Below are 23777 nucleotides of genomic sequence, written 5' to 3'. Positions count from 1 at the left end.
TTTCGTCCGCGGGCAGGTAAATGCGATCGCGCCGGGCAGCGCGGCCAACATCACGGACCACACAAGCAAGAGCGCATGCCGTCCCGAGATCGCGGACACAGTCGATGGTGCGCGTGTCCCGATACCCGAGAATCTCGGCGGTAAGCGCGTTCGGCACCGCCCCAGTGAGATCGCAATAGCGTACAAGTGTGTCGAGATCGGGATAGCGCGGCATGGCAAGATCGCCTTCGATCCCGTCGATCAATGCCAGAAAATGCGGGGCCGGCAGGGTGTACGTACGCACGAGCGCCTGCAACGCGGAGGCAACGGGGTGCTGAGGAGTGCCGTCGAAGACAGCGGCGATCTGGTTGCGCCACCATTGCAATTTAACCGTCCCGAGCGTGGGGTCGGAAATGTCGACTACGGCTTCCTGCACTTCCTGCCGGAACGCGTGAATGGCGGCAACTGCCTGTCGCTTCGCCTCGGGGAGCTGGAAGGTCGCGTAGAAGAGGGCGGTGCCGCGCTTCGCGACCTTGTCAGTGCAGTAGTCGAACGGATTCAACGGGAGCACCTTCGGTACGCCTGAACCGATGCCCTGGACAGCGTGCCGACGGCCCTTGGTTTCAAGGGTGCGAAGTGACGCGGGCTTCCGAATCGGGCGAGAAGCGGCGATGATACGCGCCGCGGCCAGAACCGCAGCTCGATGGCAGCTAGCTCCACATTATCTTACAATTACTTACCGATGAGTTCGCGACCCCGCGAAAGTGGCGGAATTGGTAGACGCACCAGACTTAGGATCTGGCGCCGCAAGGTGTGGGGGTTCGAGTCCCCCCTTTCGCACCACGCGACCGTGACCCGTCTGATCATGTGAGGATCCATCCCTGATGCAAGCAACTCTGGAGAGCCTGAATGGGCTCGAGCGCCGGCTGAACGTCTCCTTGCCCCTGTCGGAGATCGACACGGAGGTGGCGGTGCGTCTCAAGAAGATCGCACGTACCGCAAAGCTTTCCGGCTTTCGCCCGGGCAAGGTACCGCTCAAGATCGTCGAACAGCAGTTTGGCCCGCAGGTGCGCCAGGAAGTGCTCGGCGACGTCGTCAAGAAGAGCTTCGGCGAGGCGGTGCGCGAGCAGAACCTGCGAGTGGCGGGGCTGCCCAGCATCGAGCCGCGCGTCGACGGCGACAGCGCCGGCGCCTTCGAATACAGCGCCACCTTCGAGATCTACCCGGACGTCGATGTCGCCGACGTCTCCGGGCTCAGCTTCAAGCGTCCCGTGCACGAGATCGTCGAATCCGACGTCGACAGGACGCTGGAGATCCTGCGTCGCCAGCGGGTGACGTTCGACCCGGTCGAGCGGCCGGCTGCAAGCGGGGATCTCGTGACGATCGACTATCGCGGGACGATCGACGGGATCGAGTTCCCCGGCGGCGCGGCGGCGGACCACGGCGTGGTTCTCGGACAGGGGCGACTGCTGCCGGAGTTCGAGTCGCATGTCACGGGCGTCGCAGCGGGTGGCACCGCTGCGTTCGACCTCAAGTTTCCCGATGACTATCACGGCAAGGAAGTGGCGGGCAAGAACGCGCACTTCGAAGTGACGGTGAAGCGCGTTGCCGCACCTCGCCTGCCCGAGGTCGACGCGGATTTCGCCAAGCAGATGGGGATCGAGGACGGAGATCTGGAAAAGCTTCGGGCGGAAATCCGCTCGAACGTGGAGCGCGAGGTCAAGACCCGCATTCGCAGGCGGCTCAAGGATCAGGTGATGCAGGCGCTGTTCGATGCAAACCAGATCGAAGTGCCGAAGGCCCTGGTCGACATGGAATCCGAGCGCCTGTCGCAGGCGGCGGCTCAGGATCTCGCCGCGCGCGGGGTAGACGTTCGGCAATTGCCATTCCCCAGGGAAGGCTTCGAGCCGCAGGCCAGGCGTCGCGTGACGCTCGGTCTGATTCTTGCGGAATTGGTCCGGGCGCACGACCTGCAGCCTCGTCCGGATCAGGTGCGTGCCGCGGTCGAGGAGCACGCCCAGAGCTTCGAGCATCCCCGGGAGGTCGTGAAGTGGTACTATCAAGTCCCGGAGCGTTTGAACGAGTTTGAATCCATGGCGCTCGAAGAGAATGTCGTGCAGTGGGTTACCTCTACTGCGCAGGTCGAGGACGAAGTGATCGGATTCGACGAGCTGATGGGGAATGCCGGACATGCATAGTCGTTACATCGAGCCGCAGGGCCTCGGCTTGATTCCGATGGTGATCGAGCAGAGCGGTCGTGGCGAACGCGCCTACGATATCTACTCACGCCTGCTGCGCGAGCGCGTCGTGTTTCTCGTCGGCCCCGTGAACGAGGTCTCAGCCAATCTCATCGTGGCGCAGCTGCTGTTTCTGGAATCCGAGAATCCCGACAAGGACATCTCCTTCTACATCAACTCGCCCGGCGGCTCAGTCTCGGCCGGGCTCGCCATCTACGATACGATGCAGTTCATCAAGTCCGACGTGAGCACGCTGTGCGTCGGGCAGGCCGCGAGCATGGGGGCCCTGCTGCTCGCTGCGGGGGCGAAAGGGAAGCGGTTCTGTCTGCCCAACTCGAGAGTCATGATTCATCAGCCGATGGGTGGCTTCCAGGGGCAGGCGTCTGACATCGAAATTCACGCACGCGAGATTCTTTTTCTGAGGCAACGGTTGAACGAGATCCTTTCGAGCCACACCGGTCAGGACATCAAGACCATCGAAAAGGATACCGACCGCGACAATTTCCTGAGCGCTGACGAGGCGGTGCGTTATGGCATCGTCGACAAGGTGCTGGCGAGCCGCGTCGCGGCTGCCGCCTGAGGAAGTCGCTTCACAATTGGAAGAGTAACCATGTCGGACAAGATCGGCGGAGAAAAACTTCTCTACTGCAGCTTCTGCGGCAAGAGCCAGCACGAGGTTCGGAAGCTGATCGCGGGTCCGTCGGTGTTCATTTGCGACGAGTGCATCGAGCTCTGCAACGACATCATCCGGGAGGAAACCCAGGGTGATCAGGCGAGCAAGGGTGTCAAGTCCGACTTGCCCGTACCCCGGGAAATCCGTGAAATCCTGGATCAGTACGTGATCGGACAGGAGCAGGCGAAGAAGATCCTGTCGGTGGCGGTCTACAATCATTACAAGCGCCTGAAGACCCTCAGCAAGAACGAAGATATCGAACTCGCCAAGTCCAACATTTTGCTGGTCGGGCCGACCGGTTCCGGCAAAACGCTTCTGGCGCAGACGCTCGCTCGCTTGCTGAACGTCCCGTTTGTCATGGCCGACGCCACCACACTCACCGAAGCCGGCTATGTCGGAGAGGACGTCGAGAACATCATCCAGAAGCTCTTGCAGAAGTGCGACTACGACGTCGAGAAGGCGCAGCGCGGTATCGTTTACATCGACGAGATCGACAAGATTTCGCGCAAGTCCGAGAATCCGTCAATCACGCGCGACGTGTCCGGTGAGGGTGTTCAGCAGGCGCTGCTCAAGCTGGTGGAAGGAACGATCGCGTCGGTTCCGCCCCAGGGCGGCCGCAAGCACCCGAATCAGGAGTTCGTGCAGGTCGACACGACCAACATCTTGTTCATCTGCGGTGGCGCGTTCGACGGCCTCGACAAGGTGATCCGCGCTCGCTCGGAGAAGGGCGGCATCGGTTTTGGTGCCGAGGTGAAGAGCCGTGACAACCGCAAGGACATTGGAGAGGTGTTGCGGGATGTCGAGCCCGAGGATCTCATCAAGTATGGCCTGATACCGGAATTCGTCGGACGTCTGCCAGTCGTTGCCACCCTCACCGAACTGGACGAAAGCGCCTTGATCCAGATTCTGGTAGAGCCCAAGAATGCTCTCGTCAAACAGTATCAAAGGCTGTTTGCCATGGAGGGTGTCGACTTGGAAGTGCGGGAGCCTGCACTGCGCGCCATTGCGCGCAAAGCGCTGGCGCGCAAGACCGGTGCGCGCGGCTTGCGCTCCATCCTCGAGCAGACGTTGCTCGATACCATGTTCGACCTGCCGTCTCTCGACGACGTGATCAAGGTGGTGATCGACGACGTTTCCGCGGGCGGCGAAATCAATCCCATCCTGATCTTCGCCGATCAGCCGAAGGTCGCCGGGTCGGCTTGACAGCCGCCGTATCTCCTTCCGCCCTTTGCTTCGGACTGCGAAGCAAGGTATCGTAGGTTAGTCGCGCGGCGTTGCCGCAACGGGGTTGGTGCCCCGGACTAGATCGAATTCCCAATCCCATTAGGTGCCCTCATGTCTGATCCGGACGACGTCGGTCAAGAACGCATTACGCTACCGCTGCTGCCGTTGCGGGACGTGGTCGTCTTTCCGCACATGGTCATTCCGCTGTTCGTCGGGCGCTCGAAGTCGATCAAGGCGCTAGAGAGCGCCATGGAGGCGGGCAAGAGCATTTTGCTCGTCGCCCAGAAGTCAGCAGCGAAGGACGAGCCGTCGGCCGAGGATCTGTATGGCGTGGGCAGCATCGCCGGCATCCTACAGATGCTCAAGCTGCCGGACGGAACGGTGAAAGTGCTGGTGGAGGGATCCCAGCGTGCAGTGATGAGCGGTGTCAGCGATCTCAAGTCTCATTTCGTCGCGGATGTCGTTCCGGTCGAACCCGATAGCGCAAGCAATCACGAGATCGAGGCGATGCGCCGGGCGATGATCTCTCAGTTCGATCAGTATGTGAAACTGAACAAGAAGATACCGCCGGAGGTTCTGACTTCGCTCGCAGGCATCGACGAGGCCGGGCGTCTCGCGGACACAATCGTCGCGCACCTGCCGCTCAAGCTCGAACAGAAGCAGCAGGTGTTGGAGATGTTCGAGGTCAAGCGTCGCCTCGAGCACCTGCTGACGCTGATCGAAACCGAGCTTGACATCCTGCAGGTGGAGAAGCGCATCCGTGGTCGCGTCAAGCGGCAGATGGAGAAGAGCCAGCGCGAGTATTACCTCAACGAGCAGGTCAAGGCGATTCAGAAGGAACTCGGAGAGCTCGAAGAAGGCGCTGACCTCGACGAGATGGACAAGCGCATCAAGTCCGCGCACATGACGAAGGAGGCGCGCGCCAAGGGAGAAGCCGAGTTGCGCAAGTTGCGCCTGATGTCGCCCATGTCGGCTGAGGCAACCGTCGTGCGCAACTACATCGAGGCGCTGGTTTCGCTGCCGTGGAAAAAGAAGAGCAAGATCAATCGGGATTTGGCTGCCGCCGAAGAAGTGCTCGAGCGTGATCATTACGGACTCGAGAAAATCAAGGAGCGAATCGTCGAATATCTCGCTGTGCAGCAGCGCGTGGACAAGCTGAAGGCGCCGATACTCTGCCTGGTGGGGCCACCGGGAGTGGGCAAAACGTCGCTCGGCCAATCGATCGCGCGTGCCACCAATCGCAAGTTCGTGCGCATGTCGCTGGGGGGCGTACGCGACGAGGCGGAGATCCGCGGACATCGACGCACGTACATTGGCTCGATGCCCGGAAAGATCTTGCAGAGCATGACGAAGGTCGGGGTGCGCAACCCGCTCTTTCTGCTCGACGAAGTCGACAAGATGGGGATGGATTTTCGCGGTGACCCGTCTTCCGCGCTGCTCGAGGTGCTCGATCCCGAGCAAAACCACACCTTCATGGATCATTACATCGAGGTTGAATATGACCTGTCGGATGTGATGTTCGTGGCAACGGCGAACACCCTGAATATCCCGGCACCGCTCCTCGACCGCATGGAGGTCATCCGGCTGTCCGGATACACCGAGGACGAAAAGGTACACATCGCCACGCGCTATCTGCTGCCGAAGCAGATGAAGAACCACGGCCTCAAGAAGGAAGAGTTGCTGGTGTCGGACAGTGCGCTGCGGGACATCATGCGGCATTACACACGGGAAGCGGGTGTGCGGGGTCTCGAACGCGAGATCTCGAAAATATGCCGCAAGGTCGTGAAATCCCTGATTCTCAAGAGTTCGACACACAAGATCTCGATCACGCCACGCAACCTGGACAAGTATCTCGGCGTGCGCCGCTATACCTATGGTATCGCCGAGAAGCACAGCCAGGTTGGGCAGGTCACGGGGCTTGCGTGGACCGAGGTCGGCGGCGAGTTGCTCACCATCGAAGCGGCTGTCCTGCCTGGCAAGGGCAAGACGATTACGACGGGCAAGCTCGGGGAAGTGATGCAGGAGTCGGTGCAGGCCGCGCTGTCGGTGGTGCGGGCGCGGTCGGACAAACTCGGCATCGCCGAGGACTTCTACCAACGCAGAGACCTGCACATCCATCTGCCCGAAGGGGCTACGCCGAAGGATGGGCCGAGTGCGGGAATCGGCATGTGTACAGCAATGGTGTCCGCTCTCACCGGCATCCCGGTCCGGGCCGATGTCGCGATGACGGGAGAGATCACGCTGCGCGGCGAGGTACTGCCGATCGGAGGTCTCAAGGAGAAGCTGCTGGCAGCTCACCGCGGCGGTATCAAGACCGTTCTGATTCCGGAGGAGAACAGCAAGGACTTGGTCGAGATTCCGGACAACATCAAGAATCGGCTCGAGATCCATCCGGTGAAATGGATCGATCAGGTGCTCGAAATGGCCCTGGAGTTAAAACCGGAACCGCTGCCGGTAAAGGACGAGATCGTCGACGTGCCGCCAGTTGAACCCAATCCGGCGGCGCCCGTCGTCAAGCATTGATACCTCAGGCGCCAAGCCCGAGAAGTGCGCCCGTCAGGAGGGGGGTTCGTTCACTTGACATTAGCATTTTGTGCTTGCTATAAGGTCGCGTAGTGCTGCTGCGGCAACGTTGTCTGCAGGGTGCAGGAGCGGGGAGCCGGAGACGGACCAGGGCAAGGAGGGGCAAGTGAACAAGGCTGAACTTATCGATGCGATTGCGAAGGGCGCGGACATTTCCAAAGCCTCCGCAACGCGAGCGTTGGATTGCACGATCGGAGCAGTTAAACAGGGGCTCAGGAAGGGCGGCATCGTCACCCTGGTCGGATTCGGGACCTTCTACGTCGGCAGGCGCGCCGCGCGCGACGGGCGGAATCCTCGTACGGGCGCCTCGATCAGGATCAAGGCTGCAAAGGTCCCCAAATTCCGGGCTGGAAAGGCTTTAAAAGACGCGCTAAACTAATAGACTTTGGCTGGCTGGAGCAGATAGGCTCGGCTTTCCGACACAGCGGGTGCTTAGCTCAGTTGGTAGAGCGTCGCCCTTACAAGGCGAATGTCGGCGGTTCGAACCCGTCAGCACCCACCAGCCTGACCAGGGTTCGGGGAGTGGTAGTTCAGTCGGTTAGAATACCGGCCTGTCACGCCGGGGGTCGCGGGTTCGAGTCCCGTCCACTCCGCCACAATCGAGCAAAGAAGGCGAACGCGAGTTCGCCTTTTTTCGTTGGGTGCTCGATGGTGGGGTTCAGTGCAACGCATTAGGCAAGGTCTTTCATGTTCGACTTCGTTCGCGACAAGAAGTGGGTAGTGCAGCTGATCCTCGGTGCCATCGTCGTCACTTTTGCATTCTTCGGCATCGATGCCTATTTCCGTGGCGGCGGCACCGGCGGTGCGATCGCCAAGGTCGGCGATCACGGGATCTCACAGGTGGAGTTCTCGGAAGCACTGCGCCGGCAACAGGAGCAGGTCCGGCAGTACCTCGGGAGTCAGGCCGACCCGGCCTTGCTCGATGGACCGGAACTGCGTGCCATGGTGCTCGATCGCCTGATACAGCAGCGGCTCCTGGTCGAACAGGCAGCACGGGAGGGAGTGGTCATTCCCGATGCCGATCTTCAGAAGCTGCTGATCGACATTCCCGCTTTTCGCGAGGGCGATCGCTTCTCGCTCGCCAAATACGAGGAGTTCCTGAAGGCACGGCGGCGCACTGCGGTTCAGTTCGAGAGCGAGTTGCGCAGCGATCTCATGGCGCAGCGACTGAGCGACGCCTATGCCGGGACGGCAATCGTTCCCGCCGTCACCGTGGACCGGCTCGCGCGATTGCGCGACCAGAAACGCGAAGTGAGATGGTCCGTGATCGCGCCGGAGCAATTCCTCGATCGGGTCACGCTTGCCCCGGAGGCTGCGCAACAGTACTACGACGCGCATCAGGATGAGTTTCGCATTCCGGAGAAGGCGAGGGTGCAGTACCTGGTATTGTCGCCGGATGCGCTGGTCAGTCAGATGACGGTAAGCGACGAGGAGAAGCGCGCGTACTACGACCACAATCTTGCCCGCTTTCAGAAGCCCGAAGAGCGCCAGGCGAGCCACATCCTCATCAATGCGGACAAATCGGCGCCGCCGGAGAAGCGGGCCGCGGCAAAGGCGAAAGTGGAGACGCTTCTCGCCCAACTCAAGCGCAAGCCCGATACCTTTGCCGAACTGGCGAAATCCGAATCCCAGGATCCGGGCTCTGCGACCAAGGGCGGAGATCTGGGATTTTTCGGACGAGGCATGATGGTGAAGCCATTCGAGGACGCCACGTTCGGCGCGAAGGTGGGCGAGCTGGTCGGCCCGGTCGAGAGCGAATTCGGCTATCACATCATCAAGGTCACCGCCATCAAGCCGGCCCAGACCACCGACTTTGCGCAAGCCAAGTCTCGCATCGAGCAGGAGTTGCGGCGCCAGAAGGCGGAGAAGCGATTCGCGGAGGCTGCGGAAAGCTTCACGAATCTCGTTTACGAACAACCGGACAGCCTCAAGCCCGCGGCCGACGAGTTCAAGCTCACGATCCAGGAAAGCCCATGGGTCACTCGCAGCGCTGCCGACAACCCGGCGCTGAACAATCCGCGTGTGCTCGCCGCCATATTCTCCGATGATGCAGTCCAGAACCGCCGCAACACCGAAGCTATCGATGCTGGAAACAGCACGCTCGTGGCGGCTCGGGTGATCGAGCATCAGCCGGCAGCCATGAAGCCATTTGCGGACGTGAGCGCGGAGATCAAGAAGAATCTCCTGCTCAAGGAGGCGCAGAAGCTTGCGGCGCAGGAGGGGCAGGCGAAGCTCGGGAAGCTGCGTGCGGGAGAGCAGGTCAGCATCGCCTGGAGCGAGCCCAAGACCATCTCGCGCACCGGCGCCGAAGGGCTGCCTCCGGAGGCGCTCCGTCAGGTATTTCGGGTCGACGCGTCAAAACTGCCCGCGTTTGCCGGCGCGGACTTCGGGAAAGGCAGCTACGCCCTGCTCAAGGTGACGAAGGTGATCGAACCGGGAGAAATCCAGCCGGCGCAACGCCACGAAATCACGGCCGCGCTCGATCAGGCGGCGGGCCAGGAGGATCTGAGCGCGTATCTGGCGAGCCTGCGTCAAGCGTCGAAGGTGAGCGTCAATCAGGAGTTGCTGCAGCAGCGCCAATAAGAAGCCGCCAGAGCAGGCGTTCAGGAAGTCCCCTCGACGTCGAGGGCTATGTGACTGAAGCCGCTGTCGACGTAGAGAATCTCGCCGGTGATGCCGGCAGCAAGATCGCTCAACAGAAACGCCGCGGTGTTGCCGACATCCTCGATCGTGATGTTGCGCTTGAGCGGCGCCATGCGCTCGTGGTAGCTCAGGAGCTTGCCGAAGTCGGCGATGCCTGAGGCGGCGAGGGTCTTGATCGGCCCGGCCGAGATGCCGTTGACGCGAATGCCTTGCGGCCCCAGATTCTGCGCCATGTAGCGCACCCCTGCCTCGAGGCTCGCCTTCGCCAGTCCCATTACGTTGTAATGAGGGACCGCGCGCACGGCACCCAGGTAGGTGAGCGTGACGAGCGCCGCCGGGCGCCCCTGCATCATCGGCCTGGCTGCCTTGGCGAGCGCAGGGAAGCTGTAGCTGCTGATGTCGTGCGCGATGCGGAATCCGTCCCGACTCAGCGCGTCGAGGAACTCGCCCGCGAGCGCCTCGCGCGGCGCGAAGGCGATCGAATGCACCAAGCCGTCGAGTCCATCCCAGCGCTTCGCGAGCTCCGTGAACACCGCGTCGATCTGGGCATCTTCCGCCACGTCGCACGGGAACACCAGATCCGTGCCGAATTCCTCCGCCAGCTTCACCACCCGGTCTCGCACGCGCTCGCCCTGATAGGTGAATGCCAAGTCGGCACCTTCCCGGCGCGCGGCCTGCGCCACGCCGTATGCGATCGAGCGGCTGCTGACGAGTCCGGTAATGAGAACTTTCCTGCCGGCGAGAAATCCCATGGTGGCAGCGTCGGAATGAAAACACTCAGTATAGCGTAAAGCATGACGCCCCGATTCGGCGCGGGTTTCGTGCCGCTACTCGACTACCCCTCAATGACCTGGATCCGTGCCCTGATCCTCACCGGATGTCTCGTTGGCTGTTCGGGCACTCCCTGGAACGATCCTTATCCCGCGCAGGACGCGGGCGCGAACATCTACTACTCGGCGTTCACGGAGCGACCCAAGCACCTCGATCCGGTGCAGTCCTACAGCGAGAACGAAGCGACCTTCACGTCGCAGGTCTACCAGCCGCCGCTGCAGTATCACTACTACAAGCGACCGTACGAGCTGATTCCGCAGACGGCAGTCGCGGTGCCTCGCCCGGTGTATCTGGATGACAAGGGGGAGCGGCTGCCGGATGACGCCGACGGTGCTGCCGTGGCTCACAGCGTGTACGAGATCCGCATCCGGCCGGGCATTCTCTATCAGCCGCACGCAGCCTTTGCCAGGGACGCTGCGGGTCGCTACCGTTACCACGATATTTCGCCACAGGACCTGGCGCCGATATACGAGCTCAAGGACTTTCCAGAAACAGGCACGCGCGAGCTCACCGCCGATGACTACGTGTATCAGATCAAGCGTCTTGCGCATCCGCGATTGCATTCGCCCATCTTCGGGCTCATGAGCGAGTACATCGTCGGTCTCAAGGAACTCGCGGTGCAACTCAGGCAGGCGGACGAGCAACTCACGCGGGACGGACGCAAGAACACGTACCTCGATCTTGGACGATTCCCGCTGTCGGGGGTCGAAGTCGTCGATCGGTATACCTATCGCATCAAGCTCAAGGGCAAGTATCCGCAGTTCGCATACTGGCTCGCCATGCCCTTCTTCGCGCCGGTGCCGGAAGAGGCGGATCGCTTCTTCGCGCAGCCGGGCATGGCGGAACGCAATCTCACGCTCGACTGGTATCCGGTCGGCACCGGCCCGTTCATGCTCACCACCAACAACCCGAACCGTCGCATGGTCCTGGAGCGCAACCCGAACTTCAGTGGCGAGACGTTCCCCAGCGAGGGCGAGCCGGGGGACGCAGAACGCGGGCTGCTCAAGGACGCGGGCAAGCCGCTGCCGTTTCTCGACAGGGCGGTGTTCAGTCTGGAGAAGGAGAGCATTCCCTATTGGAACAAGTTTCTGCAGGGTTACTACGACGCATCCGGCATCAGCTCGGACACGTTCGATCAGGCGGTCGCCGTATCGAGTCAGGGCGACATCGGGCTCACCGATTCCATGCAGGAGAAGGGGATTCGGCTGAGCACGTCGGTCGCTCCCAGTGATATCTACATGGGCTTCAACATGCTCGATCCGGTGGTTGGCGCAGACAGTGAGCGTGCGCGAAAGCTGCGCCGGGCGATCTCCATCGCCATGGACTACGAGGAATACATCGCGATCTTCGCCAACGGCCGCGGCATTCCGGCGCAGGGCCCGATACCGCCCGCGATCTTCGGCCATCGCGAGGGTTCGGGTGGCGTCAATCCCTATGTCTACGAGTGGATCGACGGCAAGCCGCAGCGCAAGTCGATCGCGGAGGCGCGGCAGTTGCTGGCCGAGGCCGGTTATCCCGACGGCGTCGAGACGGCAACGGGCAAGCCGCTCGTGCTCAATCTCGATGTCACGGCGCGCGGGCCGGACGACAAGGCGCGGCTCGACTGGATTCGCAAGCAGTTCGCCAAGCTCAATCTGCAGCTCGTGGTGCGGGCGACCGACTACAACCGCTTTCAGGACAAGATCCGCAAGGGGAATGCGCAGATTTTCCAGTGGGGCTGGAACGGCGACTATCCCGATCCGGAGAATTTCCTGTTCCTCCTCTACGGACCGCAGAGCCGGGCGCGGCACGACGGGGAGAACTCGGCAAACTACGCCAATCCGGAATACGACCGGCTCTTCGAACGGATGCGCAACATGGAGAATGGCGGGGAGCGACAGGCCATCATCGACGAGATGCTGGAGATCGCGCGACGCGATGCGCCCTGGGTCTGGGGGCTGCATCCGAAGGAATACAACCTGTATCAGCCCTGGGTCTTCAACCAGAAGCCGAACCAGATGGCGCGCAACGGACTCAAGTACGTCCGCATCGACCCGCCGCTGCGGCAGGAGAAGCGGCGGGAGTGGAACGCTCCGGTGTGGTGGCCGCTCGCGCTTGTGCTGGTCGCGCTCGTTGCCGTCGTAAGCCCTGCGTGGATCGCCTACCGTCGCCGCGAGCGGCGCGCCGCGACGCATGCTTAGCTATCTGGTGCGGCGAATCGCCTATGCGATTCCGATTCTGATCGGGGTGAATCTCGTCACCTTCGCGCTCTTCTTCGTCGTCAACACCCCCGACGACATGGCGCGCATCCAACTCGGCGCGAAGCGAGTGACACCGGACGCCATCGCGAAGTGGAAGTCCGAGCGGGGTTACGACAAGCCACTTCTGTACAACGCGCAGGCCGAGGGCACCAGGCGCCTGACCGACACCATCTTTTTCGAGAAGTCCGTGCGGCTTTTTGCCTTCGATTTCGGGCGCGCGGACGATGGACGCGACATCGGTCGCGAGATCCGCATGCGGATGGGACCCAGCCTTGCCATCGCGCTGCCGGTGTTTCTCATCGGGCTGCTGGCATACGTGTCCTTCTCGTTGCTGCTCGCGTTCTTCCGCGCGACCTACGTCGACTTCTCCGGCGTCGTGCTGTGCGTGGCACTCATGTCCATTTCCGGGATGTTCTACATCATCGGCGGGCAGTATGTCGTGAGCAAGGTCTGGCGGCTGGCGCCGATCTCCGGTTTCGGAGACGGTATCGACGCCGTGAAGTTTCTGGTGCTGCCGGTGCTCGTCGCGCTCGTGGCAAGCTTGGGCGAGCGCACGCGCTGGTACCGCACGATCTTCCTGGAGGAGATGAACAAGGATTATGTCCGTACGGCGCGCGCCAAGGGCTTGTCCGAGCTGCGTGTGCTCTTCACGCACGTCTTGCGGAACGCCATGATCCCGATCCTCACGGGTGCAGTGGTGGTCATTCCATTGCTCTTCATGGGGAGTCTGGTAACGGAATCCTTCTTCGGCATTCCGGGGCTCGGCAGCTACACCATCGATGCCATTGGTAGTCAGGACTTCGCAGTGGTGCGGGCGATGGTGTTCCTGGGCTCCTTTCTCTACATCGTCGGACTTCTGCTCACCGACATTTCCTATACGCTGGTGGATCCGCGCATCCGACTCGAATGAGCGATCTCAAGATCGTCGTCCTCTGGACGGACGCGCTCGTTTTTCTGCTGCTCGCAGGGACACTTGCGTTCGGCTTTTACATTCGTCGCAAGGAACACCTTATCGCGCCGTGGCGGCGGCTTGCGCAGTCGCGCGCCGGCATGGCGGCCCTGGTGGTTCTGGCGCTGTTTCTGGGAATTGGATTGGTCGATTCTCTGCACTTCCGCCCGCTGGTTTCGGGCGGCGGTAACGGCAGCGAGAGATCCTATGCCGTCGAGGTGTTGTCGCTTCTCGACGTGCTGCTCGCACCGCTGCGGGAGCGCAAGGAGAAGACCTACTCCGCGCCGCTCGCGGCACACCTGTTCGCCAAGGAGACGATCGAACTTCCGGACGGGCGCCAGATCCGGGAGTATCCGCGCCTGCTTCACGGCGGTGCGCATCTGCGCGATCCGGCCACCGAGCGCATTCCCGACATTGGCATGCGCACCGCGCGCGGCGTCGCCTATGGTGGCGGATTGTGGCTACTCGCCGACGTTCTCGTCACGCTGACCCTTGCGCGCCGTCGCCGCACGACGTTCAGCACGATGCACCGCGACGTGTGGCGCGGGGTGACGGGGATTCCGTGGAACGTGATTCTGATCACCGTGGGTGTGCTCCTGCTTGTCGCAGGGCCCGTCTTCTCGCTGGCCGCCGAGTATCACGTCCTCGGCACCGACAAGGTGGGGCAGGACGTGCTCTACCTTTCGCTCAAGAGTATTCGCACCGCACTCGTGATCGGTACGCTGACGACGTTGGTGACGCTTCCGCTCGCGCTCCTGCTCGGCATCATGGCGGGCTATTTCGGCGGTCGCACCGACGATGTCATCCAGTATCTCTACACGACGCTCAATTCGATTCCCGGCGTACTGCTGATCGCGGCTGCCGTGCTGACGACCCAGGTCTACATGGACACACATGCCGACATGTTCGAGACAGTGAGCCACCGCGCCGACTTCCGGCTTCTCTTCCTTTGCATCATCCTCGGCATGACGAGTTGGACCGGGCTGTGTCGGCTGCTGCGAGGAGAGGCGCTGAAACTGCGCGAGATGGACTACATCCAGGCGGCTCAGGCGTTCGGCGTAAGACGCCTGCGGATCATCACACGCCACATACTGCCGAATGTGATGCACATCGTGCTCATCGCCATCGTGATGGATTTCAGCGGCCTGGTACTCGCCGAAGCGGTGCTGTCCTACGTCGGCGTGGGCGTCGACCCGTCGATGATCAGCTTCGGCACGATGATCAACGGCGCGCGCCTGGAAATGGCGCGTGAGCCGATGGTCTGGTGGTCGCTCGCCGCAGCGTTTGTTTTCATGTTCCTCCTGGTGCTGGCGGCGAACCTGTTTGCAGACGCCGTGCGCGATGCATTCGACCCACGGGTGCGCGTGCGCGCCCGCACGACTGTCGACGACACTGAGGGCACGGTGAGCCCAGCACTCGCTGTCGAAGGCGCGATGCGGTGAGCGCGGAAGTCCTGCTGCAGGTCAGGGGCCTGCAGACCGTACTCGACACGGCGGCGGGAACAGTGCGCGCGGTCGACGGACTTTCGTTTGATATCCGGCGCGGTGAGACGTTTGCCCTGCTCGGGGAATCCGGGTGCGGGAAGTCGATGGCTGCGCTCTCGATCACGCGACTGCTGCCCGACGTCGGACGGATCGTCGGCGGGAGTGTGCATCTTCAGGGAAGGGATCTGCTCGCGCTGCCCGAGTCCGCGATGCGGGATGTCCGTGGCGTGCGCATCGGCATGATCTTCCAGGAGCCGGGCACGAGCCTGAATCCGGTCATGACCGTGGGCGATCAGATCGTCGAGGCCCTTGCGTGTCACGACAATCTCGACCGCGCGACGAGGTGTGGCCGTGCGATCGAACTGCTCGATGCGGTCGGCATCCCGGACAGCTCCCGCCGTGTTCACGAGTATCCGTTCCAGCTCTCCGGGGGCATGAAACAGCGGGTCATGATCGCGACGGCGCTCGCCAGCGGACCGGGTCTGCTGCTGGCAGACGAGCCTACGACGGCGCTCGACGTGACGATCCAGGCGCAGGTGCTGGAACTGCTGCGCGAACTGCAGCGCGCGAACGACATGGCGATCCTGCTCATCACCCACGACCTCGGCGTGGTTGCCGAATCAGCGCACCGGGTCGGCGTCATGTATGCGGGTCACGTCGTGGAAAGCGCGCGCCGCGAGGAATTCTTTCGCGAACCGCTGCACCCGTACTCGCAAAAGCTCTTTGCGGCGCTTCCCGCGCGTGGTAAGCGCGGTGCAGGTCTTGCCGTCATTCGCGGCGGCGTGCCCTCGCTCACGCGCCGTTTCACGGGCTGCAGATTCGCCGAACGGTGCGAGCGGGCTTGGCATCGATGTCACGAAGTTGCACCGGACTGGCACGAGCTGGCTGAAGGCCGTGGTGTGCGCTGCCATTTGTATGACGCGCCGGTGCAGAGGGGAGAGCCGACGGCGCAACCCGGTCACCAGAGTTCTACGTTCACCGGTAGCGTTCAGGTCGAGGGCGACACCACGCCAGCGGCTTCAAGCGTGCTGCTCAGCGTCGCGGACCTCAAGATTCACTTCCCGGTCCGCGAAGGTCTCTTGAGGCGGGTGAAGGGACACGTGAAGGCCGTCGATGGCGTGTCTCTGGGGATCGCGGCGGGACGCACGCTGGCGCTGGTCGGGGAGTCGGGCTGCGGCAAGACCACGGTCGCACGCGGCATTCTCCGGCTCGTCACGACGACAGCGGGGCGCGTCGATTTCGGCGGCGTTGATCTGCTCGAACTCGACCCGTCGGCAATGCGAGCACACCGGCGCGAACTGCAGATCATCTTTCAGGACCCGTACGCCTCGCTCAACCCGCGCATGCGCGTGGGGGAAATCGTCGAAGAGGGGATGGTCTCGTTGGGAGCGGGCCGTAATGCGCAGGACCGCCGCGCACGAATGGATGAACTGCTGCGCCAGGTGGGTCTTGCTCCCGACATGCGTGACCGCTACCCGCACGAATTCTCCGGCGGGCAACGCCAGCGCATCGCCATCGCACGCGCCCTCGCGGTCGAACCGCGCGTGGTGATCTGCGATGAGCCGACCAGCGCCCTCGACGTCTCGGTGCAGGCGCAGATCCTCAACCTGCTGCGCGATCTGCAGAGTCGGCTCGGGCTTGCCTATCTATTCATCACTCACAATGTTTCCGTCGTCGAGTTCCTGGCGCACGAGGTAGCGGTGATGTACCTCGGGCGCATCGTCGAACACGGAACGGTGGAAGAGGTGCTTGGCAGCCCTCGGCACCCCTACACGCAGGCGCTGCTCTCTTCAGTGCCGTCGGTGGAGGCGGGGACCAGGCGGGAAGCGATTCGGCTGCGCGGCGAATTGCCATCACCCGCACGACCGCCGGAGGGATGCCATTTTCATCCGCGCTGTCCGCAGGCGAAGGAGATCTGCAGGCAGCGGTATCCAGCCGAGACATCACTCTCGCGCACCCATCGGGTGCGCTGCCATCTCTATCCGATGTGAGAGCCGGACCGGCTAACGTCCGGCCCGGGCGACCAAGGTCTTTTTCGACGCGGCGGGCTTCACATCGCGCGAGCGTGCTGCCTGCTTCACCGGCGCAGCCTTGTTGGGACTCGCCGTAAGCTTGGGTTGAGGCGCGAGCGCCTTCTGGCTGACCTTCGTCGAAGTGGCTGCCCCGATCCTGGACCTGCCGGTGAACTGGGGTGAACCGACTGGCTTCGGATCGTTATCCACGACTCCCAGTCCGGCAAGCGTTGCTGCATCGAGTTCGCCGACGCGGTTGCCTGCCTGCCCCGGCGCCTGCACCAGCAATGCCTGGCCTGGGAAGAGTCGAGATCCCACCGAGAGGTTGTTGACTTCCGCCAGTCGCACGGCGGACATCCCGAAGCGGACGGCGACACGGTCGATGCGGTCTTTCCGGCTCACGCGATAGGTCTGCCACGTGACGAGCGGCCCGTCATTCCGCAAGAGATTCGTGGCGAACTGGTCGACCTTCTCGGTCGGAACGACTACCGGTCGCGAGTCCTCTGGCATGAGAACCGGACGGTTGTACGCCGGATTCAAGGAAAGAAACTCCGAGAGAGGAATTCCCGCCAAGCGGGCTGCCGTCTCCGCGTCCATCTGGCGCCGCGTCGAAACCGTCGAGAAGTACGGTTGATTCGGGATATCGAGGATCGCGATGCCATAGCGCTTCGGCGTGGCGACCAGCTGCTTGACCGCCTGCAGCTTTGGCACGTAGTTCCGGGTTTCCGTGGGCAGCGGCAGATTGACGTAGTCGGTAGGCAGTCCCGCGGCCTCGTTGCGGGCTATCGCGCGGGATACCGTCCCCTCGCCGGCGTTGTACGCGGCAAGGGCGAGATCCCAGCTGCCGAACATTTCGTACAGCTTTTCCAGATAATCCAGGGCAGCCTGGGTGGCCTGCACGACATCCCGCCGCTCGTCGTACCAGGCGTTCTGATCGAGCCCGTAGACGCGCCCGGTGGACGGGATGAACTGCCAGATGCCAGAGGCTCGCGCCGACGACAACGCGGTCGGGTTGTACGCGCTCTCGATCATCGGCAGCAACGCGAGTTCAGTGGGCATTCCGCGTTTTTCGACCGCGTCCACCACGTGATAGAGGTAGCGCCGGCTGCGATCCAGCATGCGGGTGATGGACTCGGGGCGATTGAGATAGTCGGCCAGATGCTCGGCCACAAGCGGGCTGGTGCAGTCCGGCATGGCGAAACCAAAGCGGACGCGTTCCCAGAGCGAGGATGACGGAACGGTCAGATCGTGCCCCTCGGCGACCACCGTCACGGTGACAGGCACTTGCTCGGTGACCATATCGGTCGCAGCTACGCCGCCGGTGTTTTCGGCGACGCGGACGGCGGCGAATGACGCGGTCGACGCTGCGGAGGCGGAGGTATCTTCCGCAAAAGCGGCAGGTTGGCTAAGGATTACGAGCGCACTTGCAAAAACCGCCGTAAAGGGTTGTCGCATCGATGTTTCCCCCTCCGCTTATTGCAGGCATGTTAACCAAGGCCGGACGGCAGGGTCAAGGCAAAAGTCGTGCAGCCTCACGCATCGCCCGAGGAGCCGCCAAACGGTGCACTGAACCGAAGGAACGGTCAGAAGCGGTTCTTCCACTCCCGCAGCGCGGCAAACACCGGCACCGCGCCGTCGAGGGGTTTGCCCGCCGCGCGGCTCGCGGCCGCGACGATCGTGGGATCGTCGCAGCGGAGGAATGGATTGGCGTGCTTCTCGCGGGCAAGCGGGGTCGGCAGGGTCGGTCGATCCCGGCGTCGCAGATCATCGGCCTCGTGCGCCCAGTCTTCCAGGATCGGGTTGGATGGGTCCACGGTCCTTCCAAAGCGCAGGTTGGATTGCGTGTACTCGTGCCCGCAGTAGACCCGGGTTTCGTCCGGCAGGCGTGCGAGCTTCGCCAAAGACTCGACCATCTGCTGCGGTGTTCCCTCGAACAGTCTGCCGCAGCCGCAGGCGAAGAGCGTGTCGCCACAGAAGAGCATGTTTGCCCCATAATAGGCGACGTGTGTGAGCGTATGCCCAGGGATTTCAATGACCTGCAGCATGAGATCGAGATCGCGAAGGCGCACGGTCCCGCCTTCGCGCACGCGGTCGGTGACGTTGTCGATGCGCTCATCGTACGGCGCATGGACCGGCACCTGGTGGCGCTCGACCAGGGCGCCTATGCCGCCGATGTGGTCGTTATGGTGATGAGTGGCGAGAATTGCCGAGAGGGTGAGGTGCTGGCGGGCGAGGTAGGCGAACACCGGTTCCGCGTCTCCCGGGTCGACCACCACCGCATGGGTGGCATTGCGCAGGCACCAGATGTAGTTGTCGCGGAATGCCGGGATCGGCACCACCTCGATGGTTCCATTCATGACGTTGGATCATAGCCGTATCTGAACCCATGCAGAATCCCCCGCTTTCGTTGCTGGACTGGTTGGCGTCGCCGCTCGGCGAGTATCTGCTGGAGCGGGAGTTCGCATATCTCGACGGGGTGGTCGCCGACCTTTTCGGCTACAACGCAGTGCAGATCGGGCTGCCCGAGCACGACTTCCTGCGCGCAAGCCGGATTCCGCTGCGCTGCCGCGCGGGCGCTTCGGGTCCCGTGCAGCTGCAGTGCGATCCCGCGTACCTGCCGATTGCTGCGAACAGCGTGGACGTCTGCCTGCTTCCGCATGTGCTGGAGTTCGCGGTGCACCCGCACCAGATACTGCGTGAGGTGCAGCGCGTGCTCGTGCCGGAGGGACATCTGATCGTCACCGGATTCAACCCCCGGAGCCTGTGGGGCTTGCGGCGCGCGCTCAAACGCAGTGACCAATATCCCTGGTGCGGACGCTTCATCACCCTGCCGCGGCTCAAGGACTGGCTCGCCCTGCTGGGCTTCGAGGTCGTGGGCGGCTGCATGAGCTGTTACGCACCGCCTTTCGGCCGTGAGCAGTGGCTCAATCGCTTTCGTTTCTTGGAGGCCGCGGGCGACCGCTGGTGGCCGATCGCCGGCGGGGTTTACTTCCTCGACGCGGTCAAGCGCGTGCCGGGCATGCGCGTCATCACGCCGAAGTGGAACGAACGACTTCTTCCCAACGAGGCGTTGGCCTCGGCGACGCAGCAGGTGGCGAGAGGGCGGTTGCGCCTTGTCGCCAAAGAACAAGAGTGACCGCCGGAGACTTCGTCGACGTCTACACCGACGGCGCGTGCAAGGGGAATCCCGGACCGGGGGGATGGGGTGCGCTGCTGCGGTTCGAGGGCAAGGAGCGGGAGCTGTGCGGAGGAGAGCCCGTCACGACGAACAACCGCATGGAACTCGTCGCCGTCATCGAAGCCCTGTCCGCGCTGAATCGGCCTTGCCGGGTGCGACTGCACACGGATTCACGCTACGTCCAGCAGGGCATCAGCGCGTGGATCGCAAACTGGAAGCGGCGCGGCTGGCGCACTGCCGACGGCAAGCCGGTCAAGAACACGGACCTGTGGCGCCGGCTGGATGAACTCGCGGCCCGGCACGACGTGCAGTGGATCTGGGTGAAGGGGCATGCGGGTCACGACGGCAACGAACGGGCGGACGCGCTCGCCAACAAGGGCGTGCCGGCAGGCACCCGCTAATTCTGCCATGCCCCGGGGATCGGCATCTGCGACCGTCTAGAGTCTGCCATCCATGCGACAAGTCATCCTCGACACTGAAACCACCGGCCTGGATCCCGCTCTCGGCCACCGCATCATCGAGGTTGCGGCGGTGGAAGTGGTCGGCCGCCAGGTCACGGACAACCGGTTTCACCACTACCTGAATCCGGAGCGCGAGAGTGACGCTGGCGCCTTGCAGGTGCATGGCATCACCGCAGAATTCCTGCAGGACAAGCCAAAGTTTCGCGACGTCGTAGACGAGCTGCTCGAGTTTCTGCAGGGCGCGGAGCTCGTCATCCACAACGCGCCCTTCGACCTCGCCTTCTTGAACGCCGAGCTCGCGAGCGTGGGACGCGAGTCGATCCAAACCTGCTGCGCGACCGTCACGGACACCCTGCAGCTTGCCAAGAACCTGCATCCGGGCAAGCGCAACGGTCTGGACGCGCTGTGCGAGCGTTACCAGGTGGACAACTCCGCGCGAACGCTGCACGGTGCGCTGCTCGACGCGCGCCTGCTCGCCGAGGTGTACCTCGCGATGACTCGTGGGCAGGAGAGTCTCGCGATGGAGCTGGAGGAAGCGCCTGCATGGGATGCAGGACTTAACGGGGGAGACGCCCGTCCCGCCATTCTCGTCGTGATTCCAACCGCCGACGAACTTGCCGAGCACGAGCGCGTGCTGGCGGAAATTCAGGCGGCAAGCCCGAAAGGCTGCCTTTGGACTATCCTCGAAGCCGCGCGGTCACAGGCCGCGTAACGGGTGAGCGCGCCTGCGTGCCGAGCGCAGGTAATCGCGCAACACCCGCATGAGAGGCGGCGCGAACTACTGACCAGGGAACATCGACATGCCCCCACACGATTACGACGCGCCGACGAGTCCGGAAGAGCTCGATTCCATCGGATTGCCCGCGCGGCGACATGCGGAGCTTCGCGTCGTCGCCATGCCGGCGGATGCGAATCCGAACGGGGATATCTTCGGCGGCTGGATCATGTCCCACGTGGACATGGCCGGAGGCATCGCGGCGATGCGTCGCGCCCACGGGCGCGTGGCGACCGTCGCCGTCAATTCGTTCGTCATCAAGCAGTCGGTGGCCGTCGGCGACCTGGTGAGCTTCTACGCCCATGTGACGCGCACCGGGACCACCTCGGTCACCGTCGGCGTCGGCGTCTACAGCCAGCCCTGGGCGGATCTCAGGCGCGTGGTGAAGGTCGCCGACGCGCTGCTGACGTACGTGGCAATCGATGCCGAGGGCAACAAGCGCACCGTGGGTCCGCCACCCGCGGATGGTCAGTGAGAGACGAGTCCCGCAGCCTTACCAGGCTCTGTAGCCGGGATAGACGACCACAGCAGGGGGAGGCGCATAGATGACGCGCGGGGGTGGCGGCACGACAACCACTGGCGGGCCGTATACCGCCATCGGCGGCCCATAGCGAACCACGGGGGGCGGCGGATAGGCCACCACCGGTCCGGGAACGACCACCGGAGCCGGGTAGGCGTAGACCGGTCGCGGTGCCATCGCAGCTCCTACAGCCAGTCCCGCCACCGTGCCGGCGGCGAATGCTCCCCATCCGTAACCGTAACCGTTGGCATGCGCCGGTGTCGCCGTGGCGGCCATGAGGCAAGGTGCAATGACCATCGCTGCGACCCGCTTGCTCGCGAACATGTGACATCTCCTTCTTGGTTGCTGCTATGCCCTAACGCGTGTCCGGAGGTTTCGGTTGATCGGAAGTGCGACACCGATATCACGGAAGGAGACAGGACGGTACGCTGCTTCGATGCCGCTTCCGTGCCCCGAAACGTCGCAGCTCGGAGCGGAAATACGGCCGTTCCGCCTATCCCCTGACGGCCAATCGAGTCGTTGATCTGCGTCAAGCCCGCCGCATAGCGGAGTGGTATGTTTCAAGAACATAATCAACCTATAAGCAGGGGGTGTAAGAGTGAGAATCCTTGTCCTCATCGCACTGCTGGCCGCCGCGTGGTGCAACTTCGCTGCCGCAGCTGACGAACCGATCCAGCCGATCACGCCACCGAAGCAGATCAACCTCGGGATGGCAGAACTCGGCAAGAAGCTCTATTTCGATCCACGCCTGTCGAAATCAGGGTTCATCTCCTGCAACTCCTGTCACAACCTCTCGATGGGAGGCACCGATAACATCCCGACCTCCATCGGGGACAAGTGGCAGCAGGGTCCGATCAATGCGCCGACCGTGCTCAACTCCAGCCTGAACGTCGCACAGTTCTGGGATGGCCGCGCGGCAGACCTCAAGGCACAAGCCGGCGGCCCGATCGCGAACCCGGGTGAGATGGCGTTCAGTCATACCCTGGCGATCAACGTGCTGGAATCCATTCCCGGCTATCAGCGGGAATTCAAGCAGGTCTTCGGCACCGACAAGGTCACCATCGACGAGGTGACGGCAGCGATCGCCGAATTCGAGAAGACGCTGGTCACGCCGAACTCGCGCTTCGACCAGTGGCTGCTCGGCAGGAAGGACGCACTCACGCCGGAAGAACTGGCGGGCTACAAGCTCTTCAAGGAAAGCGGCTGCATCGCCTGTCACAACGGTCCGGCGGTGGGCGGCAGCTCCTTCCAGAAGATGGGGATCGTCGAGCCCTACAAGGCCAAGAGCACGGCGGAAGGTCGCAGTGCCGTCACCGGCAAGGATGGTGACCGCTTCAACTTCAAAGTGCCGACGCTGCGCAACGTCGAGATGACCTATCCCTACTTCCACGACGGTGCCGCGAACACCCTCCCGGAAGCGGTCGACACGATGGGGCGGCTGCAACTCGGGAAGAAATTCACGCCACAGGAGAATGCTGAGATCGTTGCGTTCCTGAAGACGCTCACCGGCGATCAACCGAGCTTCCAGTTGCCGGTGCTTCCGCCGTCGACCGACAAGACTCCGCGGCCGGCGCCGTTCGGGAAATAGTGCGCAAGATGCGGGTTTGAGCGGTTTCACCCACGCGGCCGTTGCAAACGCAGCGGTCGCGCGGCGTTCCCGGTTGTTCGGAAAAATGCGGTGCTGCATCCTGCTCGCGCGGAATGGCGCCTTCCGGCGTTCTTCGCGCGCTCAAGCTCCCAGCAGCGTCTTCAGCGCCTCGCTGCGCGCCAGAGCCTGACGGCGGTCCGCGCCGAGAACGAAACCAGTGCACATCGATCGTCCTTCCGCGGTCTGCAGCCAGCGGGCATCGAGGAGCCGCGTCGGAACGAACCAGCCGTCGTCTATCGGTCCTTCGACGCGACGCCTGATCTTCTCCAGGGGAAGCAGGGTTGCCGCGTGTGCCGAGCAGCTCACCGCAAGTCCTTCGCGCGCCGTGGCTGCCGCGTGA

The 23777-nt window shown here is 63.0% G+C and carries 21 protein-coding genes and 3 tRNA genes; 18 read left to right on the top strand and 6 right to left on the bottom strand.

Translation table 11 applies throughout. The features are described 5' to 3' along the window. The coding region (locus tag JNK68_11360) for a squalene/phytoene synthase family protein (GenBank protein MBL8540952.1) at positions 1–541 on the bottom strand (541 nt) is incomplete at its 3' end. Positions 542–737: 196 nt separating this feature from the next. Here JNK68_11360 and JNK68_11355 point away from each other — a divergent pair. The 9 genes from JNK68_11355 (at position 738) to JNK68_11315 (ending at position 9279) form a co-directional block, all read left to right on the top strand. After that, positions 738–822, top strand: a tRNA-Leu gene (locus tag JNK68_11355). A gap of 41 nt (positions 823–863) precedes the next feature. Then, positions 864–2177 carry a trigger factor gene (locus JNK68_11350; GenBank protein ID MBL8540951.1) on the top strand — a complete coding sequence of 438 codons (1314 nt, stop codon included), beginning with the start codon at positions 864–866 and terminating at the stop codon, positions 2175–2177. After that, on the top strand, positions 2170–2796 hold the full coding sequence (gene clpP, locus JNK68_11345) for an ATP-dependent Clp endopeptidase proteolytic subunit ClpP (protein MBL8540950.1): 627 nt from the start codon (positions 2170–2172) through the stop codon (positions 2794–2796). Before JNK68_11350 ends, clpP begins: the two co-directional genes overlap by 8 nt. Before the next feature lie 30 nt (positions 2797–2826). Further along, the gene (gene clpX / locus JNK68_11340) at positions 2827–4092 is read left to right on the top strand and encodes an ATP-dependent Clp protease ATP-binding subunit ClpX (protein ID MBL8540949.1); all 1266 of its coding nucleotides are present in this window, start codon (positions 2827–2829) and stop codon (positions 4090–4092) included. Between the two features lie 132 nt (positions 4093–4224). After that, complete coding sequence (gene lon, locus JNK68_11335) at positions 4225–6636, top strand: endopeptidase La (protein MBL8540948.1); 2412 nt, start codon at positions 4225–4227, stop codon at positions 6634–6636. 166 nt (positions 6637–6802) lie between these two features. Further along, positions 6803–7075 (top strand): HU family DNA-binding protein, encoded by a 273-nt coding sequence (locus tag JNK68_11330; GenBank protein ID MBL8540947.1) that lies wholly within the window; start codon positions 6803–6805, stop codon positions 7073–7075. Positions 7076–7122: 47 nt separating this feature from the next. After that, positions 7123–7198 (top strand) — tRNA-Val (locus tag JNK68_11325). Between the two features lie 17 nt (positions 7199–7215). Further along, a tRNA-Asp gene (locus JNK68_11320) sits at positions 7216–7292 on the top strand. A 91-nt stretch (positions 7293–7383) separates the two neighbouring features. Next, the gene (locus tag JNK68_11315; GenBank protein ID MBL8540946.1) at positions 7384–9279 is read left to right on the top strand and encodes a SurA N-terminal domain-containing protein; all 1896 of its coding nucleotides are present in this window, start codon (positions 7384–7386) and stop codon (positions 9277–9279) included. Positions 9280–9299: 20 nt separating this feature from the next. Here JNK68_11315 and fabI read toward each other — a convergent pair whose 3' ends face one another. After that, the gene (gene fabI / locus JNK68_11310) at positions 9300–10091 is read right to left on the bottom strand and encodes an enoyl-ACP reductase FabI (protein ID MBL8540945.1); all 792 of its coding nucleotides are present in this window, start codon (positions 10089–10091) and stop codon (positions 9300–9302) included. Positions 10092–10184: 93 nt separating this feature from the next. On the opposite strand from fabI, the gene JNK68_11305 reads away from it, so the two are divergent. From JNK68_11305 to JNK68_11290, 4 genes are read left to right on the top strand one after another with little or no spacing between them, the layout of a single operon-like run. Continuing rightward, positions 10185–12350, top strand: coding sequence for an ABC transporter substrate-binding protein (locus tag JNK68_11305; GenBank protein ID MBL8540944.1), 2166 nt, complete (start codon positions 10185–10187; stop codon positions 12348–12350). Further along, positions 12343–13320: an ABC transporter permease gene (locus tag JNK68_11300; GenBank protein MBL8540943.1), complete on the top strand. Its 978-nt coding sequence runs from the start codon at positions 12343–12345 to the stop codon at positions 13318–13320. Before JNK68_11305 ends, JNK68_11300 begins: the two co-directional genes overlap by 8 nt. Further along, on the top strand, positions 13317–14801 hold the full coding sequence (locus tag JNK68_11295) for an ABC transporter permease (GenBank protein MBL8540942.1): 1485 nt from the start codon (positions 13317–13319) through the stop codon (positions 14799–14801). The genes JNK68_11300 and JNK68_11295 overlap by 4 nt, the downstream gene beginning before the upstream one ends. Then, the gene (locus JNK68_11290; protein ID MBL8540941.1) at positions 14798–16834 is read left to right on the top strand and encodes an ABC transporter ATP-binding protein; all 2037 of its coding nucleotides are present in this window, start codon (positions 14798–14800) and stop codon (positions 16832–16834) included. Before JNK68_11295 ends, JNK68_11290 begins: the two co-directional genes overlap by 4 nt. Positions 16835–16846: 12 nt before the next feature. Here the strand turns inward: JNK68_11290 and JNK68_11285 are convergent, their stop codons facing one another. Continuing rightward, complete coding sequence (locus JNK68_11285; GenBank protein ID MBL8540940.1) at positions 16847–18154, bottom strand: transglycosylase SLT domain-containing protein; 1308 nt, start codon at positions 18152–18154, stop codon at positions 16847–16849. Positions 18155–18438: 284 nt separating this feature from the next. After that, a complete protein-coding gene (gene gloB, locus JNK68_11280; protein ID MBL8540939.1) occupies positions 18439–19200 on the bottom strand; it encodes a hydroxyacylglutathione hydrolase in 762 nt (253 codons plus the stop codon). 41 nt (positions 19201–19241) lie between these two features. On the opposite strand from gloB, the gene JNK68_11275 reads away from it, so the two are divergent. The 4 genes from JNK68_11275 (at position 19242) to JNK68_11260 (ending at position 21744) form a co-directional block, all read left to right on the top strand. Further along, entirely contained in the window at positions 19242–19991 is a 750-nt protein-coding gene (locus JNK68_11275) for a methyltransferase domain-containing protein (GenBank protein MBL8540938.1), read from the top strand. After that, entirely contained in the window at positions 19988–20434 is a 447-nt protein-coding gene (gene rnhA / locus JNK68_11270; GenBank protein ID MBL8540937.1) for a ribonuclease HI, read from the top strand. Before JNK68_11275 ends, rnhA begins: the two co-directional genes overlap by 4 nt. Before the next feature lie 52 nt (positions 20435–20486). Further along, a complete protein-coding gene (gene dnaQ / locus JNK68_11265) occupies positions 20487–21206 on the top strand; it encodes a DNA polymerase III subunit epsilon (protein MBL8540936.1) in 720 nt (239 codons plus the stop codon). A gap of 88 nt (positions 21207–21294) precedes the next feature. Continuing rightward, positions 21295–21744 carry an acyl-CoA thioesterase gene (locus tag JNK68_11260; protein MBL8540935.1) on the top strand — a complete coding sequence of 150 codons (450 nt, stop codon included), beginning with the start codon at positions 21295–21297 and terminating at the stop codon, positions 21742–21744. 18 nt (positions 21745–21762) lie between these two features. Here JNK68_11260 and JNK68_11255 read toward each other — a convergent pair whose 3' ends face one another. Then, complete coding sequence (locus JNK68_11255) at positions 21763–22113, bottom strand: hypothetical protein (GenBank protein ID MBL8540934.1); 351 nt, start codon at positions 22111–22113, stop codon at positions 21763–21765. Between the two features lie 385 nt (positions 22114–22498). Between JNK68_11255 and JNK68_11250 the strand changes: the two genes are divergently transcribed. Further along, positions 22499–23377: a cytochrome-c peroxidase gene (locus JNK68_11250; protein ID MBL8540933.1), complete on the top strand. Its 879-nt coding sequence runs from the start codon at positions 22499–22501 to the stop codon at positions 23375–23377. Positions 23378–23518: 141 nt separating this feature from the next. Here the strand turns inward: JNK68_11250 and JNK68_11245 are convergent, their stop codons facing one another. After that, complete coding sequence (locus JNK68_11245; protein MBL8540932.1) at positions 23519–23743, bottom strand: hypothetical protein; 225 nt, start codon at positions 23741–23743, stop codon at positions 23519–23521. Between the last annotated feature and the right edge of the window lie 34 nt (positions 23744–23777).

This window comes from Betaproteobacteria bacterium (genome assembly GCA_016791345.1).
In the GTDB taxonomy this organism is placed as follows: Bacteria; Pseudomonadota; Gammaproteobacteria; order Burkholderiales; family JAEUMW01; genus JAEUMW01.
Note: the sequence above shows the minus strand (reverse complement) of the source record. Positions and strands in the feature narration are given on the sequence as shown.

Coding starts and splice junctions, on each gene's coding strand:
- JNK68_11350 (MBL8540951.1), top strand. CDS start 864: ATGCAAGCAACTCTGGAGAGCCTGAATGGGCTCGAGCGCCGGCTGAAC.
- clpP (MBL8540950.1), top strand. CDS start 2,170: ATGCATAGTCGTTACATCGAGCCGCAGGGCCTCGGCTTGATTCCGATG.
- clpX (MBL8540949.1), top strand. CDS start 2,827: ATGTCGGACAAGATCGGCGGAGAAAAACTTCTCTACTGCAGCTTCTGC.
- lon (MBL8540948.1), top strand. CDS start 4,225: ATGTCTGATCCGGACGACGTCGGTCAAGAACGCATTACGCTACCGCTG.
- JNK68_11315 (MBL8540946.1), top strand. CDS start 7,384: ATGTTCGACTTCGTTCGCGACAAGAAGTGGGTAGTGCAGCTGATCCTC.
- fabI (MBL8540945.1), bottom strand. CDS start 10,091: ATGGGATTTCTCGCCGGCAGGAAAGTTCTCATTACCGGACTCGTCAGC.
- JNK68_11305 (MBL8540944.1), top strand. CDS start 10,185: ATGACCTGGATCCGTGCCCTGATCCTCACCGGATGTCTCGTTGGCTGT.
- JNK68_11300 (MBL8540943.1), top strand. CDS start 12,343: ATGCTTAGCTATCTGGTGCGGCGAATCGCCTATGCGATTCCGATTCTG.
- JNK68_11295 (MBL8540942.1), top strand. CDS start 13,317: ATGAGCGATCTCAAGATCGTCGTCCTCTGGACGGACGCGCTCGTTTTT.
- JNK68_11285 (MBL8540940.1), bottom strand. CDS start 18,154: ATGGTCACCGAGCAAGTGCCTGTCACCGTGACGGTGGTCGCCGAGGGG.
- JNK68_11275 (MBL8540938.1), top strand. CDS start 19,242: ATGCAGAATCCCCCGCTTTCGTTGCTGGACTGGTTGGCGTCGCCGCTC.
- dnaQ (MBL8540936.1), top strand. CDS start 20,487: ATGCGACAAGTCATCCTCGACACTGAAACCACCGGCCTGGATCCCGCT.
- JNK68_11260 (MBL8540935.1), top strand. CDS start 21,295: ATGCCCCCACACGATTACGACGCGCCGACGAGTCCGGAAGAGCTCGAT.
- JNK68_11255 (MBL8540934.1), bottom strand. CDS start 22,113: ATGTTCGCGAGCAAGCGGGTCGCAGCGATGGTCATTGCACCTTGCCTC.
- JNK68_11250 (MBL8540933.1), top strand. CDS start 22,499: ATGGCAGAACTCGGCAAGAAGCTCTATTTCGATCCACGCCTGTCGAAA.